The sequence below is a fragment of the Mycobacterium sp. genome (assembly GCF_035499775.1).
Lineage (GTDB): Bacteria > Actinomycetota > Actinomycetes > Mycobacteriales > Mycobacteriaceae > Mycobacterium.
In genome coordinates this window covers 1-15,072 of record NZ_DATJYB010000481.1, presented here as the reverse complement: position 1 = coordinate 15,072, position 15,072 = coordinate 1, and the positions used below count along the sequence as shown (strand labels likewise).

Sequence of the window (15,072 nt, the reverse complement as noted above, 5' to 3'; positions counted from 1 at the left end):
GGTCAGGTTCGTCATCGGGCTGGCGCCACTCAGGCGCGGATTCACCTCACCGAGGTAGAGCTCGTCGGAGTCGAGGTCATGCAGAAGGTCCACCTCGAAGTAACCGCGGTAACCCTCGCGGCGCATGACGTCGCCCAGCCTTCCCACCATTTCCCGCGCGGCGTGCGTCTGTGCGGGCGGCAGCACCTCGTGCCAGATGTCATTGCCGCACCAGCTGCCACGGCTCGGAGTCAGCTCCGAATAACCGACGAGACTCGTCATCGCGGGGCCGATCACGGTCCCGTGGCGGGTCACGGCACCCTCGAGGCACACCTCCACATTGCGGATCCGCTTCATGACCTTGAGGTCCTGCCCGACCAGGTCACCGGCGTTCTTGTCCCAGTCGCCCTGACCGTGCACAAAGAACGTCCCGCTGCCGGCGTTGCCATAAGCGATCGAGATGACGAGGTCATCTCCTAATCCGGCGTTTTGGGCGAGCGCCAGCAATTCGTCGTACGAGCCGGCCCGCCCGATCGTGTTAGGCACGCTCGGTACCCCCGCCTCGTCGGCCAGGCGAGTCATGACGATCTTGGAGCCTAGGCGCTGGCGCAGCTCGATCGGCGGGTGCATAACCTCGAGACCCGCCTGACGCGCGAGGGCCTGGATTTCCTCGTTCATCATCACAAAGCAGGCCTTGCCACCGGGACCTTTGCCCGCGATGAACTCGAGCGTCTCGGGATCGGACAGGAGGTGGCTGCACACCTCGTCCATGGAGTCAAAATCACGGCGGTCGCGTCGCCGGGGCACGAACACGCGCGAGTGTGTGCCCTCGAAGGAGTCGAAGTAGGTCAGGTAGAAGAAGTTTCGTATCCAGCGGTCAACGCCGAGCAGGTTGAACGGGGTCGGCGAGATGAAGTACAGCGGCACCTTGTTGTTGTGAAAGAACGCGCGTATGTCCGACAGACCTTTCAGCACGCGACGCGGCTCAGGGCCGCCGGCGGGCGCGGTCACCCCAGCCTCGCTGGCATCGACGCGTCCGGCCGACGCAGGGACGGCGGCGGGGGCAGGGGCGCTGCGGTCAGCGCGACGGCGGTGAGCCCACATAGCTTCATGCCACGAGTCTGCACCCACCCATGGCCGCGCGAAAGTGCGCAGCGCCTCAACGCCGGCCTCGTAACTTCTTGCTAACAACGACAACTGGAGCATCGCGCTATTGGCCGGCGCGCACCGCGTGCACTTCAGTGGCGCCGGCGTCAATGTCGGTTTGATCAGCAAACGACGCGGTGAAGCTGTTGATCGCCAGGGCGGCAAGCTCATCGGAGGTGAGCCCGAGGGCGTCGCGGACGGCTCGGTAGTTGTCGTTGATGTAGCCGCCGAAGTACGGCGGGTCGTCGGAGTTCACGGTGACCATCACGCCGGCGTTGTGCAGTTGCGCCAAAGGATGGGTCGCCAGGTCGGGGGTCACCTTGAGCTGGCGGTTGGACAGCGGACACATGGTCAACGGGATTTGCTCGTCGCGCAGGCGGGCGACGAGGTCGGGGTCCTCGGCGGCCGAAACCCCGTGGTCTATGCGGTCGGCGTGGCATAGGTCGAGCGCTTCTCGGACGTAACTGGACGGACCGTCCTCCCCCGCGTGGATCGTCGTCCGAAAACCCAGGCGCCGGCACAGGGCAAAGTAGTCGACGAACTTCGACGGCGGGTTGTTGCGCTCGGCGCCGGAAAGCCCGAATCCCAGGATCCGATGGTGCCAGGGCAGCGTCAGCTCCACGAGTTCGAGCGCGGTGCTATTGGGACGGTGGCGCTGCGAGGTGAGAATGACCTCCGCGCTGACGCCGAAGTCGGTTCGGGCGTCGTCGATGGCGGCGAAGATGCCGTCGAGTTGGCTGCTTATCGGGACACCGGCATCCAGGAACGTCTGGGAACCGAAGAACACCTCTGCCCGGCGCACCTGGTCACGCGCCGCCCGCGCAAGATAGGCGCGGGTCAGGTCGTAGAAGTCCTGGGCTTGCCGCAGCACCTGCGCACCGCGAAACAGCAGCGACAGGAAGTGCTCCAAACTTGAGAACGCGTACTCCTCCCGCAGCTCCCCCGCGCTCGACCACGGCACTGGAATCTTGTTGCGGGCAGCCAGATCCAGCAGGAGCTGCGGTTCCAGCGTTCCCTCCAGGTGAACGTGCAATTCCGCCTTGGGAAGTCGATCTATGACATCGCTACTCAATATCGGTTTGTCCGTTTCTCGATCAGCTCTTCGATCGGGTGCGCGAAGTCCGTCCGCCGCGCTCCCGACCACCCGCTCAAATTGTGCATCGTCTTCGATATTGCCGGGCACTATCCCAAGCGGGCATTCGACATCAGTCCCACCCGTCGAAATGTCAGGGTGTGTCTTTGTGTCCCGCTATCAGCGACAAGTTCCGACAAACCTTGCGCAGCAACCGAATTTGTCGCTGATGGCCGAGCCGAAAGCCATATCCTTTCCTCCGGCGATTGGAGTGACTGATGGGACCGGCGGCGTGCCGGGCCAAATTTTGCGCGACAGTCCGGACGCTGAACCGCTATCGCGGGGCGGCTGATGTGGACGGCACGCCGCCACCTTCCTGCTCGGCGCGCCGTAGCTCCGCAAACCGCGCATGCTGCTCTTCAGCCGTACGGTGGGTATCCTCCGCGCGCAGGTGCGCTTCCTCGGCCCGACGGTTTGCCAGTATTACGTCCTGCCTGGTGACCGGGATATGGTCGGCCAGTTTCTGGCCGCGCTCGGCAAGTTCTTCGACGCGACGTCGTGCTTGCGCCACTCTCCACGCCGTACCCCTCATGAGGTCGACGTGTACCCACGCTGTGCGAAAGAAACCTTTCTTTCGCCTGCATGATCAGGCGCTCGCCACCGCGGCGGTACGTCCTCCGTTTTTCGGGGCGTCAACAAGGCGGTCTATTTCTCGTGAAGCGGTGGGATGATGGCACGGTGGCTAATGGGGAACCACCTTTAAGAACAGCAGGCGCCGATACCAACGGCTCGGGGCCTTCCGCCGAGCCGACGCCCGTCGATGCGCCGACGACCGAGTTCAAGCTCGACACGGCTCACGAACCTGAGCCGAAGGCGGCAGAAGAAGCTCCGAAAGCCCCCACTGCGCGGGCAACCCTTGCCGCGCTGGCAACCTCCATCGTGTCCGCTCTGGCTGCGCTGGCGGCTTCCATCGCGTCGGCGGCGCCCCAGGCCGCTCTGCTGGCCAAAAGGTGGCTAACCCGCCTTATCGAGTTCAGACCGTCTCCATTGCTGACCATGGCCATCCTCGGCGTAGTTGCCGCGTTGGGCATCGTTGGAGGTCTTGCACATCCGAACAGCGCCATCGGGCAGGCATGCGCGATCGTCTTTGTTCCGGGGCTATCCATCGCCCTCGGCGTCGTCGCTCATCGCTGGTACAGCAAGCAGGGGCCCTATCAGCAATCAGCGAGCACGGATTACCCGACTCTGGATGAGCAAAGGTCTCTTCGCTTTATCGACGATCGGCTTTCCGCGGCTCAACGTCATTTACAGAATGGCCATATATTCGGAGCGCTCATTGAGTCGGTACGAGCAAAAACCGCGACCGAACTGGCGTTGGGCAACGCGCACCAGCCCTCCTACCACGGGGAGTACGGCTCGGCGACACGCGAACCCGCCGCGCAGGCGTTCTTCACCGATGATGACGACGAGCCGAGTGAGACGACGGCCCTGGCAACCACGGTGCGTGAACCCAACGAAGGCAGCGTCGCTCGCGTCGAAGACCAATACACGCTGATCATCAACCGCGGGTCCGAGCATGGTGTGAAATCCGGCATGGACTTCGCAGTGATGTCAGAGCGCGGCGACAGGCTTATCGACCCCGAGACCGGCGAAGTGATTGGTGAGCTGCCGATCGAGAAGCTGCGCGTCAAGGTGCTTGATGTGCATCCTAAATACTCGAGGGCTGAGATATTTCGGACATCAGGAGCCCTCGGCTCGCTCGCCACATCGCTGAGCAAGCGCCAGGAGATCTCCCACGAGGGACCGGTCGGGACAACCGATCTGCCAGAGGTCACGGTGAACATCGGTGACAAGGTCCGGTACGTATCGCCTAGGCGGCGGGCGGCGCGGTAGCCAGCACTCGCCGAGCGCTGCCCGCTCAGGCCTACTGGTGCGCCATGGCGATGTTGAACTTGTTCTCGGCGGTGATGAGGTGGTCATGACTGTCCTCGCCGATGTCGATCTGCACCCAGGCGATGTCCCCCGTGAAGCGGTTGCCGGTGGCGCCGTAGTCGGGAGAAGCCGGTGATCCGGTGTCGGAGCCGACGTCGCATGCTTCGTCGGCGGAATACCCCAGAGGCTGGGTCCGCTCGACGCGGCCCGCTGCGACTTGTTGGCCGTCGTAGTACAGGGTGACTTCCCCGCCCTTGGCCAATCCGCCTCCGTCGTAACGGAATTCCATCCGCACCTGGTGTTCTCCGGCGGGAATGGGGTGATCAGCGGCGGTAATGTAGTACTCGATCCCGAAGAAGTTGTAGCAGTACTTGAGCACGCCTTCATGGGCGTAGAGGCTCCAGCCGCCCACCTGACCGCCTTGCGTGATGATGACGCCGGCGGCGCCGGTTTCCGGAACGGTGATACTGGCCGTCACCGAGTGCGACTTGTTCTTGAGGGTCAGGACGCAGGCCTCACTGACCCGCATGCCGGAGAACAGCAGTTGACTGTTGCCGCGGATGAGCTGCGGCCGCCCGGCGATGTCGGGGTTGATTCGCTCAAACCCACGGTCGTCGAGCGGAACCACGTTGTATTTGACCGCTTCGATCAACCAAAGGCGTTGCAGCTCAGCGAGTTTGTCGGGCAGCTCGGACACCAGATCCCGGGCCTGGGTCCAGTCGTCGGGTGCGTATAGCTCCCAGACGTCGACATCGAAGGGAGGTGGTTGGTCGGCCTTCCACGGAGTGCGGTGTTTGGTCACCGCGGTCCAGCCCCGGTGGTAGATGCCCCGATTGCCCATCATTTCGAAGTATTGAAGCGTGTGCGTCTCAGCCGCGTCAGCGTCGCAGAGCGTGCCCATCATGCTCACGCCCTCCAGCGGAGCTTGCTGAATACCGTTGACCGACAACGGCGCTGGCAGACCGGCCGCCTCGAGCAGGGTGGGCGCGACGTCGATGACATGGTGGAACTGGTTGCGGATGCCACCGGTGTCGGTGACGCGGTTGGGCCAGTGCACGACGGTGCCGTTGCGGGTGCCACCCCAGTGCGATGCCACCTGCTTGGTCCACTGATACGGCGCGCACATCGCGTGCGCCCAGCCGACCGCGTAGTGGTTGTACGCCGCCGGTGTGCCGAAGTCGTCGATCTTCGACCGCAGGAACTCGAGAGTCTCGATGCCGGGCATGCCGTTCAGCGTGGTCATCTCGTTGAAGCAGCCGTTGACCGTACCCTCGGCCGATGCGCCGTTGTCGCCGAGGATGTAAAACACCACCGTGTTGCCGAGGACACCCAGGTCGTCGATCGCATCGATGACACGTCCGACTTCATGGTCGGTCTGTTCGAGGAAGCCGGCGTAGATCTCCATCTGCCGAGCCAGCACCGGCTTGAGATCGTCGGGCATGTCGTCCCAGGCGGGAATCTCGTCGTGGCGGGCCGTCAGCTCCGCATCCGAGACGACGACACCGAGTTCTTTTTGCCGGGCCAGGGTCTGTTCGCGCAGCGCGTCCCAGCCGGCGTCGAACCGCCCGCGGTACTTGTCCGACCATTCGGCGGGCACGTGGTGCGGTGCGTGGGTTGCCCCCGGGGCGAAGTAGATGAAGAACGGCCTGTCCGGCATCAGCGCCTTCTGCTGGCGCACCCACGTGATGGCGCGGTCGGCGAGATCCTCGGTGAGGGTGTAGCCCTCCTCGGGTGTCCTGGGTGGCTCAACCGCCGTCGTCCCGTCGTACAGCCCGGGGTAGTACTGGTTGGCTTCGCCGCCGACGAACCCATAGAAGTGTTCGAACCCCGAACCGGTCGGCCACTGGGTGAACGGGCCCACCGGGGTCACCTGCCAGAACGGCACCTCGTGACACTTGCCGAACTGTGCGGTGGAGTATCCGTTGAGCTTCAGCGTCTCAGCGACCGGAGCCTTGTCCTTCGGCCGGATGCTGTTGTTGCCGGGAGCAGACGTCGCCATCTCGGTGATCGCACCCATACCCACCGAGTGATGGTTGCGACCGGTCAGCAGTGCCTGCCGGGTGGGGGCGCACAGCGCGGTCGTGTGAAAACGAGTCAACTTCACCCCACCGGAGGCCAGTCGCTCCGCCGTCGGCGTCTCACACGGGCCGCCGAACGCCGACGATGCGCCGAAGCCCACGTCGTCGAGCAGGATGATCAGGATGTTCGGCGCCCCGGCGGGCGGCCGCAGATCCACGATCGGCGGGTAATGAGTGTCGGGATCCCTGGCGTCATATGTGGTCAAGCCGACATGTTTCACATCTGGAATGGGCAACACGTGGCGAGTTGGGACATCTGTCAAGGTCATGCCCTTTCGATGAGGCTGTCCGTTCCATTGCATCACCATCCTGGCACCGTTCGAGTCCGCGCACGCGGTTTCTGCGGTCCTTCGCGCCACTGGCATGAATAACAACTTTCTTGCATAATTCGCCACATGATCGGTATCGACGTTCTGGTGCTGGACGGAGCTAGCGCGAGTGCGGTGGGCACCACGATCGACGTGGTGTCCGCGGCGAATCGCATCATCGGCCGCCCCACCTTCGATCTGCGTTTCGTCGCATGCGAGAGCCGAGTTACCTTGCGGGGCGGGCTGATCGCACCGGCGCAGCCGTTGGTGAACGCGAGACCGCGCGACGTCGTCGTCATGCCGGGACTGGGTGCCGCCACCGCAGCGGAGATCGCGGACCGGCTGGACGCCACCGACGTCGCCGAAGCCGGCCGGTGGCTGGTGCGCGCGCACGCCCGTGGCGCCGACGTGGCCGCGTCGTGCACCGCCGTGTTCGTGCTCGCTGCCGCGGGTCTACTCGACCAGCGGCGGTGTGTCACGACGTGGTGGCTGGGCGCGGAGTTGGCCGAGGCCGCACCGGGGGCCCGCGTGGTGATCGACGAGATGGTGGTACGTGACGGGCCGATCTGGACGGCGGGCAGCGCTTTCGCGCACATCGACCTGATGCTGGCGGTCATGCGCCACCTCGGCGGGGCGGCGCTGACCGACGAACTGGCCAGTCGCCTCGTCGTCGATCAGCGCACGTCGCAGGCGAGCTTTCTGATTCCTTCGCACCTGGCGGCCCGGGACGACACAGTGGCGGCGCTGGAATCGTTCGTGCGCAACCATTTAGACCAATCGCACTCGTTGGAGTCGCTGGCGCACCGGTGCGGCCTCAGCCCACGGACGCTCGCCCGGCGAACCAGCACTGCCGTCGGTCTCAGCCCGCTTCAACTCGTGCAGCGGGTGCGTCTTGAGCGTTCGCTGCATCTGCTGCGAACCACCCGGATGTCGCTCGAGGAGATTGCTGCCGCGGTCGGGCTGGGAGATCCGGCGACACTGCACCGGCTGGTGAAGAAGCACACCGGCCGCTCGCCGGGCGCGCTGCGCCCGAGCGCTACGGCCCAGACCGCCTGAGGCCCGCCGGTCCGGATGCGAAGTACTGTTACGGCGATGACCCAATCCGAGCTTGTCTTGTTCAGCGTCGACGATCACGTCGCACTCATCACCGTCAACGACCCCGACCGGCGTAACGCGGTGACCGCCGAGATGTCGGTGCTGCTGCGTGCCGCTGTCGAGCAGGCCGAAGCCGATCCCGACGTGCACGCCGTGGTGATCACGGGCGCGGGCAAAGCGTTCTGCGCCGGCGCCGACCTGAGTGCGCTGGGGGCTGCGGGCGGCGGGGGCGCGGAGTCGGGACTGCTGGCCCTCTACGACGGCTTCATGGCCGTGGGAGATTGCCGACTGCCGACCATCGCGGCCGTCAACGGCGCGGCCGTCGGCGCGGGGCTCAACCTGGCGCTGGCTGCTGACGTGCGCATCGCCGGGCCACGCGCGTTGTTCGACGCGCGCTTCCAGAAACTCGGACTGCATCCCGGCGGTGGCGCGACCTGGATGCTGCAGCGGGCGGTGGGCCCGCAGGTCGCCCGTGCTGTCCTGCTGTTCGGCATCCGGTTGGACGCCGAAGCCGCGGTGCGGCACGGGCTGGCGCTCAGCGTGGCCGACGACCCGGTGGCCGCCGCGCTCGAGCTGGCCGCCGGGCCCGCGGCCGCCCCGCGCGAGGTGGTGCTGGCCACCAAGGCCACGATGCGCGCCACGGCGAGCCCCGGGTCGTTGGACAACGAGCAACACGAACTCGCGAAGCGCTTAGAGCTTGGGCCGCAAGCGAATTCGATTCAGTCGCCGGATTTCGCGGCCCGCTTGGCCGCAGCGCAAGGACCGCAGCGACAGTAGGTCCGGCCGAGCTACGACTTCACGCTTATTGCCAGACCAATTCTCGGCTTCCGATCGTCTTCGGGTCACATGCCAGCGTGCGCCCGCTCGCATCTTCCGCCGTCGCGTGCTGCGCATGACACCGATTTCCCGGTATCGGAGCGGTGAAATACGCGAAACAGATCACCAGTGCGACAACGCACGCCGCGACCAGGGAGACCAACGCCGACCCGAGCCGGACAGCCTTGCTGCTGAGGGTCTTCGTCTCCGCCGCGGTCGCCATACCCCAAGCATCGGCGCGAGGCCTTGGAGGATTCTAAAGATCTCGGGGTTTGCTACAGGTCCAACAGTGCGGTCTCTGGCGACTCGATCAGATCCCGCAGCTCGCACAGGAACTGGGCGACCTGTGCGCCGTCGGCGACCCGGTGATCGAACACGCATGTCAGCGTCATCGTCGGCCGCGCGACGACCTCGTCCCCGACGACCACCGAGCGCGGCTTGATCGCCCCCATACCCAAGATGGCCGACTCGGGATGATTGATCACCGGCACGCCGTCGTCCACGCCCAGCGCACCGAAATTGGACACGGTGAACGTCGAGCCGCGCAGTTCCGCCGGCGTGACGGTGCCCCCGCGCGCGGCGGCGATCAACTCTGAGGTACGACGGGCCAATTCACGAGTCGTCTTGAGGTGGGCGTCTGCGATCACCGGGACCAGCAGCCCGCGATTGGTGGCTACACCGAAACCCAGCTGCACCTCACGATGGACGTGCACCTGCGGGCCCTCCGGCGCGTCGACCCAGGTCGAGTTGAGAATGATGTTGTGGGTCAATGCAATAACGAGTAGCCGCAGTGTCAGCACGAACGGCGTGATTTCGTGATCGGGCGCCGGTACCACCGAGCGGAACCGGTCGCGCAACCGCAGCAATTCGCCACAGTCAACCTCGACGCTGACCTTGGCGGCCGGGATCTCTTTGTGAGACAACGCCATCTTCTCTGCCATCCGGGCCTGCACGCCGCGGACTGGTCGTACGTCGGGTGCCGACACGGACGCGGCCGCCAGCACATCGGCGCGGGTGATCACTTCGCCGGCGCCGCGTGGCAGCGACGCGAGATCAACCGAAAGTTCTTTGGCCAGCTTGCGTACCGGTGGCGCGGCCAGCGGCCGGTTGGGCCGTCGGCTGGTATCGATGCTCGCGTCGGCGCCGTAACCGACCAGTGTGGGGGCTGGTGCGTCATCCGGCGCCTCGCCGTTGAGCGTTTCGGCCGGTGCGATGTCGATGCGCACCAGCACCGCCCCCACTTTGAGCACATCGCCTTCGCTGCCGCGTCTTTCGACGATCCGGCCGGAATACGGACTCGGGATTTCGACCTCGGCCTTGGCGGTCTCCACCGAGCACAAGATCTGGTTGAGCTCGACGTCGTCGCCGACCTCGACGTTCCAGTACGAGACCGTCACCTCTTCGAGGCCTTCGCCAAGGTCGGGAACCCGGAAAGACTTCACCCGCTCCTGCGCGACGTCCGGGCTCACGGCTGCTCCAGCACGCGCTGAACGCAATCCAGCAGCCGGTCGGGACCCGGCAGCCATAATCGCTCCAACCGTGCCGGCGGGTAGGGGGTGTCAAAACCGCAGGCGCGCAACACCGGAGCCTCCAGCTCGTAGAACATCTCCTCCTGGATCCGGGCGGCCAAACCGGCGCCATAGCCCAGGCTTCGCGGCCCCTCGTGCATGACCACGCAGCGGCCGGTCCGGTGGATCGACGCGGCGATGGTGTCGAAGTCCAACGGGACCAGCGACCGCAGATCAATGACTTCCAGGCTCCAACCACGTTCCCGCTCTGCATCTTCCGCGGTGGACACCGCGGTGCTCACCAGGCTGCCGTACGTCACCACGGTCACGTCGTTGCCGGGCCGACGCACCATCGCCCGCCCGATCGGGGGTTCCGGCCGGCCGGTATCGACGATTCCACGACCCTGGTAGCGCCGCTTGGGCTCCAGATACATCACCGGGTCCGGGCAGTCGATCGCGTACCGCAGCAGCCAATACGCGTCCGCGGGAGTCGACGGGACCAACACCTTCAAGCCCGCCGTGTGCGCCCAGTAGGACTCGGTGGAGTCCGAATGATGTTCGGCCGCACCGATACCGCCGAACGACGGGATCCGGACCGTGACCGGCATGTTCACCTCGCCACGGGTGCGGGTGCGGTACTTCGCCAGATGGCTGACCACTTGGTCGAAAGCAGGGTAGGAAAATCCGTCGAACTGGATCTCGGGGACCGGCACGAAACCGCGAAGCGCCAGCCCGACCGCGATCCCGATCAGGGCAGACTCGGCCAGCGGCGTGTCGAAGCACCGGGCCTCACCGAATGTTTCGGCCAGGCCCTCGGTAACCCGGAACACCCCACCCTCGACCGAGACGTCCTCGCCGAACACCAGCACCCGGTCGTCGGCAGCCATCGCGTCATGCAGCGCGCGGTTGAGCGCCTGCACCATCGTCAACGACTGCGCGCCAAGTGCCGCCTTCGCGACTGGCAGGGTCAGCGTCGGGTCGGGACCGGCCGGAGGATCGGCGAGCTGGGTCATCCGCCGCTCCTCACTCGTTCCGGGCGAGTTCGTCGCGCAACCGCTGGCGCTGCGCCTGCAATCCGGGGGTGATTTCGGCGTACACCGAGGTGAACACCTCGTCGACGTCGAAATCAGGTGCGTCGAACACCGCGTCGCGCAGTTCGGCCCGCATTCTCTTCGACCGCGCGGCGACCCGTTCTTCGAGGCGGTCCGACCACAGTCCCTGGCCCTGCAAATAGGTGCGGTAACGCGGAATCGGGTCCAATGCGGCCCAGTGGTCCACTTCCTCCTGGGTGCGGTATCTGCTGGGGTCGTCTGCGGTGGTGTGCGCACCGAGCCGGTAGGTGACCGACTCGATCAACGTCGGGCCGTGGCCGGCCCGGGCCCGGGCGGCGGCCGCGGCGGTAACCGCGTAGCAGGCCAGCACGTCGTTGCCGTCCACTCGGATGCCGGGCATGCCGTAGCCAATTGCCTTGTGCGCGATGGACGGTGCAACGGTCTGCTTGGATACCGGCAGCGAGATCGCCCACTGGTTGTTCTGCACGTAGAACAGGCACGGCGTGGTGAACACCGCGGCAAAGTTCAGCGCCTCGTGCACGTCGCCTTCGCTGGTGGCGCCGTCGCCGAGGAAGGCGACCGTCACGGAGTCCTCCCCGAGGCGCTGCGCGGCCATCGCCGCGCCAACCGCATGCAGGGTCTGGGTGCCGATCGGAATCGACATCGGGGCGCAGCACTTCCTGGTGAACTCGAGACCGCCGTGCCAGGTTCCGCGCCAGGCGGCACCCACGTGTCCGGGCGGGATGCCGCGCACGAGATACGTTCCCAGCTCGCGGTATTGGGGAAACAGCCAGTCCGTCTTGCGCAGGCAGGCCGTCGCTCCCACCTGGGCGGCTTCCTGACCGCGGCAGGACGCGAACACGGCCAGTTCGCCCTGGCGTTTCAGGTTGATGAACTCGGTGTCCAGCTCACGGGTGACCACCATCATCTCGTAGAGCCAGCACAGTGTCTCCACGGGAAGGTCACGGCTGTAACGGCATTCGGCCGTCGGCGTCCCGTCCGGGGCGATGAGTTGCACCGGCTCGAGGTCGACAGTTGTCGGCATCTGGGAATTCCCCGCCATACCGCCCAATCCTTCGCGTCGGCGCGGGTGATGCGGCGGGCCGCCGCGATCCGGAGCGCTTGGCTCGCCGCAACACGGGCGCTTTCACCATTATGCGCTCAAATCGCAGGGCACCGGGGTGATCGGCTCAGCACCGCAAACCGTGTCGCAACCACCGGGACCGGGTGGCTGCTGCCATCACCGCGGGGTCGTTTCGCCCGCCCGCCGCAGCATCATTTCGGCGTGCTTGAGCACCGGGGAGTCGACCATCTGGCCTTCGAACGCGAATACCCCGCGCTCGGTCTTGGCCGCCGCCAGCACCCGCCGCGCCCAGTCCAGCTTCTCCTCGCTGGGGCGATACGCCTTGCGCACCACCGGGATCTGGCTGGGGTGAATGCAGACCGTCGCGTCGAAGCCCACCGCCACGGCATCATCGGCCTCGGCCTGCAGACCCTCGATGTCCTTGATGTCCAAATGCACTGCGTCCAAAGCGATCCGGCCGAATGCGGATGCGGCGAGCAGGACCGCCGACCGTGCGTGGCGGGCCACATCCCGGTAGGTGCCGTCGGCGTGCCGGCTGGAGCTGCCACCCAGGGTGGCGACCAGATCCTCGGCACCCCACATCATCGCGACGGTGTCCAACGCCGCGGCGATCTCGGTGGCGAACACCGCACCGCGCGGGGTCTCGATCAGTGCGATGACGTCACGCGGACCGAGGGCATCCACCTGCGCGGCGGATTCGGTCTTGGACAGCATCACCGTGGTGTAGGCGGTATCGGCCAGCGCATCCAGGTCGCGCGCATGCTCGTCGGTGTCGGCCGCGTTGATCCGGACCACGGTGCGCTCGGGGTCCAGCGGCGTGTCCCGCAGCGCCTTGCGCGCGGCGGGCTTGTCCGCTTCGGCCACACCGTCTTCCAGGTCGAGGATGACCACATCGGCGGCAGCGGCGGCCTTCGCGAACCGCTCGGGGCGGTCGGCGGGGCAGAACAGCCAGGCCGGGCCGGCGGCGCGCAGATTCATCACGCCTCCCCGTCGGTGGGTCGCTTCTGGACCAGCGTGGTGCGCACGGCTCGCGCGACCACGTCACGATGCTGGTTGCGGCCCGTGTGCTCGAGGGTGACGATGCCTTCGCCGGGTCGGCTCTTCGACTCGCGCTTGTCGGTGCACACGGTCTCCGCGTACAGGGTGTCGCCGTGGAAAACCGGTTTGGGGAAGGACACCTCGGAGAAGCCGAGGTTGGCCACGATCGTGCCCAGCGTCAGCTGTGCGACCGACAGGCCGACCAGGGTCGAGAGCGTGAACATCGAGTTCACCAGCCGCTCGCCCCGAAATCCCGGCTGCTCGGCGGCCCACGCCGCATCCAGATGCAACGACTGGGTGTTCATCGTCAGCGTGGTGAACAGCACGTTGTCGGCCTCGGTAACCGTGCGGCCGGGACGGTGCAGATACGTGGTGCCGACCTCGAACTCCTCAAACCACAAGCCCCGCTGGACAACTGACTTGCCGGAGCTCATCGCAACCCCAGCGATCGTGCGATCAGCATCAGCTGTACCTCGGTGGTGCCCTCGCCGATTTCGAGGATCTTGCTGTCTCGGTAATGCCGGGCCACCGGATACTCGTTCATGAAGCCGTAGCCGCCGTGGATCTGGGTGGCGTCGCGGGCGTTGTCCATCGCCGCCTCCGAGGCGATCATCTTCGCGATCGCCGCCTCCTTCTTGAACGGCTTGCCCGCCAACATCTTTGCCGCCGCTTCGTAGTACGCGGTGCGGGAGACGTGGGCACGCGCCTCCATCCGCGCGATCTTGAAACTGATCGCCTGATAGGAGCCGATCGGCTGGCCGAAGGACTGACGCTCCTTGGCGTACTTGACGCTCTCGTCGACGCAGCCCTGCGCGACCCCGGTTGCCAGTGCGGCGATCGCGATGCGGCCCTCGTCCAGGATGGACAAGAAGTTCGCGTAGCCGCTGCCCCGCGGCCCCAGCAGATTCTCCTCGGGGACCCGTGCCTCGTCGAAGCTCAGCGGGTGGGTGTCCGACGCGTTCCAGCCGACCTTGTTGTAGACCGGTTCGACGGTGAATCCCGGTGTGCCGTTGGGCACGATGATCGTCGATATCTCCTTCTTGCCGTCCGCGATAGTTCCGGTCACCGCAGTGACGGTCACCAGCGACGTGATGTCGGTGCCCGAGTTGGTGATGAATTGCTTGCTGCCGTTGACAACCCACTCACCGTTTTCCAGCCGGGCGGTGGTGCGCGTGCCCCCGGCGTCCGAGCCCGAGCCTGGTTCGGTGAGCCCGAACCCTGCGAGAGCCCGGCCCGCCGTCAGATCCGGCAGCCACTTCTGCTTCTGTTCCTCGGTGCCGAAGCGGTAGATCGGCATTGCGCCCAGGCTGGCCCCGGCCTCCAGCGTGATCGCCACCGACTGGTCGACCTTGCCGAGTTCTTCGAGTGCGAGCGCCAACGCGAAGTAGTCGCCGCCCATCCCGCCGTACTCCTCGGGGAACGGCAGGCCGAACAGCCCCATCTCCGCCATCTTGGCCACGACTTCGTACGGGAAGCTGTGCTCCTCATCGTGTTTGGCCGACACCGGCGCGACCACCGTGCGCGCGAAATCGGCGACCGTGTCGCGAAGATCCTCGTATTCCTTGGGTAGCGTGCCCCCAGAAATCGTTGTCGTCATTGATCCTTTATCCCTTGTCCTCTGAGCCCTCTGGTGGGACCAGCCGCGCCAGCACCTGGTCCACGGTCACCTGGTCTCCCACGGACACCAGAACTTCCACTCGTCCCGAAACCGGTGCGGCGAGCGAGTGCTCCATCTTCATCGCCTCGACCACCACCACCACGTCACCCTCGGAGATCTCGGCGCCGGAACTGACCTGGACGGCGATCACACTGCCGGGCATTGGGCTGACAACCTCGGCCGGCCGGTCCCCCGCCGCGCGGTGAATCTTCTGCTCCTCGGCTTCGCGGATATGCCAGGTGCCCCGCTCGTCGGCGATCCAGAAGTGTCGGTCGGCCTCTGCCCACCGATATTCGCGTCGCACCCC

15 protein-coding genes are annotated in these 15,072 nt (G+C 66.0%); 4 read left to right on the top strand and 11 right to left on the bottom strand.

Features of this window, described 5'->3' with window-relative positions:
* On the bottom strand, positions 1 to 1,083 hold a 1,083-nt coding region (locus VML93_RS29675), incomplete at its 3' end, for a hypothetical protein (RefSeq protein WP_414686482.1).
* A gap of 106 nt (positions 1,084 to 1,189) precedes the next feature.
* Positions 1,190 to 2,197: an adenosine deaminase gene (locus tag VML93_RS29670; RefSeq protein ID WP_325616009.1), complete on the bottom strand. Its 1,008-nt coding sequence runs from the start codon at positions 2,195 to 2,197 to the stop codon at positions 1,190 to 1,192.
* Positions 2,198 to 2,606: 409 nt separating this feature from the next.
* Between VML93_RS29670 and VML93_RS29665 the strand changes: the two genes are divergently transcribed.
* Positions 2,607 to 2,843, top strand: coding sequence for a hypothetical protein (locus VML93_RS29665; protein ID WP_325616007.1), 237 nt, complete (start codon positions 2,607 to 2,609; stop codon positions 2,841 to 2,843).
* Between the two features lie 68 nt (positions 2,844 to 2,911).
* Positions 2,912 to 4,090 (top strand): hypothetical protein, encoded by a 1,179-nt coding sequence (locus tag VML93_RS29660; protein WP_325616005.1) that lies wholly within the window; start codon positions 2,912 to 2,914, stop codon positions 4,088 to 4,090.
* 31 nt (positions 4,091 to 4,121) lie between these two features.
* Here the strand turns inward: VML93_RS29660 and VML93_RS29655 are convergent, their stop codons facing one another.
* Complete coding sequence (locus VML93_RS29655; protein ID WP_325616004.1) at positions 4,122 to 6,476, bottom strand: arylsulfatase; 2,355 nt, start codon at positions 6,474 to 6,476, stop codon at positions 4,122 to 4,124.
* 126 nt (positions 6,477 to 6,602) lie between these two features.
* Between VML93_RS29655 and VML93_RS29650 the strand changes: the two genes are divergently transcribed.
* Both VML93_RS29650 and VML93_RS29645 read left to right on the top strand, forming a co-directional pair.
* On the top strand, positions 6,603 to 7,571 hold the full coding sequence (locus tag VML93_RS29650) for a GlxA family transcriptional regulator (RefSeq protein WP_325616003.1): 969 nt from the start codon (positions 6,603 to 6,605) through the stop codon (positions 7,569 to 7,571).
* Positions 7,572 to 7,607: 36 nt separating this feature from the next.
* A complete protein-coding gene (locus tag VML93_RS29645) occupies positions 7,608 to 8,387 on the top strand; it encodes an enoyl-CoA hydratase (protein ID WP_325616001.1) in 780 nt (259 codons plus the stop codon).
* A gap of 25 nt (positions 8,388 to 8,412) precedes the next feature.
* Here the strand turns inward: VML93_RS29645 and VML93_RS29640 are convergent, their stop codons facing one another.
* From VML93_RS29640 to VML93_RS29605, 8 genes are all read right to left on the bottom strand, one after another.
* A complete protein-coding gene (locus VML93_RS29640) occupies positions 8,413 to 8,649 on the bottom strand; it encodes a hypothetical protein (RefSeq protein ID WP_325615999.1) in 237 nt (78 codons plus the stop codon).
* A gap of 52 nt (positions 8,650 to 8,701) precedes the next feature.
* Positions 8,702 to 9,895, bottom strand: coding sequence for a dihydrolipoamide acetyltransferase family protein (locus VML93_RS29635; RefSeq protein ID WP_325615998.1), 1,194 nt, complete (start codon positions 9,893 to 9,895; stop codon positions 8,702 to 8,704).
* Complete coding sequence (gene bkdB, locus VML93_RS29630; RefSeq protein ID WP_325615996.1) at positions 9,892 to 10,947, bottom strand: 3-methyl-2-oxobutanoate dehydrogenase subunit beta; 1,056 nt, start codon at positions 10,945 to 10,947, stop codon at positions 9,892 to 9,894. The genes VML93_RS29635 and bkdB overlap by 4 nt, the downstream gene beginning before the upstream one ends.
* 10 nt (positions 10,948 to 10,957) lie before the next feature.
* Positions 10,958 to 12,049, bottom strand: a complete 1,092-nt coding sequence (gene pdhA / locus VML93_RS29625) for a pyruvate dehydrogenase (acetyl-transferring) E1 component subunit alpha (protein ID WP_325615995.1) — start codon at positions 12,047 to 12,049, stop codon at positions 10,958 to 10,960.
* A gap of 177 nt (positions 12,050 to 12,226) precedes the next feature.
* Entirely contained in the window at positions 12,227 to 13,048 is an 822-nt protein-coding gene (locus VML93_RS29620) for a CoA ester lyase (RefSeq protein ID WP_325615993.1), read from the bottom strand.
* On the bottom strand, positions 13,048 to 13,542 hold the full coding sequence (locus VML93_RS29615; RefSeq protein ID WP_325615992.1) for a MaoC family dehydratase: 495 nt from the start codon (positions 13,540 to 13,542) through the stop codon (positions 13,048 to 13,050). Before VML93_RS29615 ends, VML93_RS29620 begins: the two co-directional genes overlap by 1 nt.
* On the bottom strand, positions 13,539 to 14,705 hold the full coding sequence (locus tag VML93_RS29610; protein ID WP_325615990.1) for an acyl-CoA dehydrogenase family protein: 1,167 nt from the start codon (positions 14,703 to 14,705) through the stop codon (positions 13,539 to 13,541). Before VML93_RS29610 ends, VML93_RS29615 begins: the two co-directional genes overlap by 4 nt.
* A gap of 7 nt (positions 14,706 to 14,712) precedes the next feature.
* Positions 14,713 to 15,072, bottom strand: a 360-nt coding sequence (locus VML93_RS29605) for an acetyl-CoA carboxylase biotin carboxyl carrier protein subunit (RefSeq protein ID WP_325615989.1), incomplete at its 5' end; no start/stop codon positions are given.

Bases quoted from the DNA above. Each gene is read 5' to 3' on its own strand.
- VML93_RS29655 (WP_325616004.1), bottom strand. From the start codon at position 6,476: ATGACCTTGACAGATGTCCCAACTCGCCACGTGTTGCCCATTCCAGAT.
- VML93_RS29620 (WP_325615993.1), bottom strand. From the start codon at position 13,048: ATGAATCTGCGCGCCGCCGGCCCGGCCTGGCTGTTCTGCCCCGCCGAC.
- VML93_RS29665 (WP_325616007.1), top strand. From the start codon at position 2,607: ATGCTGCTCTTCAGCCGTACGGTGGGTATCCTCCGCGCGCAGGTGCGC.
- VML93_RS29645 (WP_325616001.1), top strand. From the start codon at position 7,608: ATGACCCAATCCGAGCTTGTCTTGTTCAGCGTCGACGATCACGTCGCA.
- VML93_RS29615 (WP_325615992.1), bottom strand. From the start codon at position 13,542: ATGAGCTCCGGCAAGTCAGTTGTCCAGCGGGGCTTGTGGTTTGAGGAG.
- VML93_RS29610 (WP_325615990.1), bottom strand. From the start codon at position 14,705: ATGACGACAACGATTTCTGGGGGCACGCTACCCAAGGAATACGAGGAT.
- VML93_RS29640 (WP_325615999.1), bottom strand. From the start codon at position 8,649: ATGGCGACCGCGGCGGAGACGAAGACCCTCAGCAGCAAGGCTGTCCGG.
- pdhA (WP_325615995.1), bottom strand. From the start codon at position 12,049: ATGGCGGGGAATTCCCAGATGCCGACAACTGTCGACCTCGAGCCGGTG.
- VML93_RS29650 (WP_325616003.1), top strand. From the start codon at position 6,603: ATGATCGGTATCGACGTTCTGGTGCTGGACGGAGCTAGCGCGAGTGCG.
- bkdB (WP_325615996.1), bottom strand. From the start codon at position 10,947: ATGACCCAGCTCGCCGATCCTCCGGCCGGTCCCGACCCGACGCTGACC.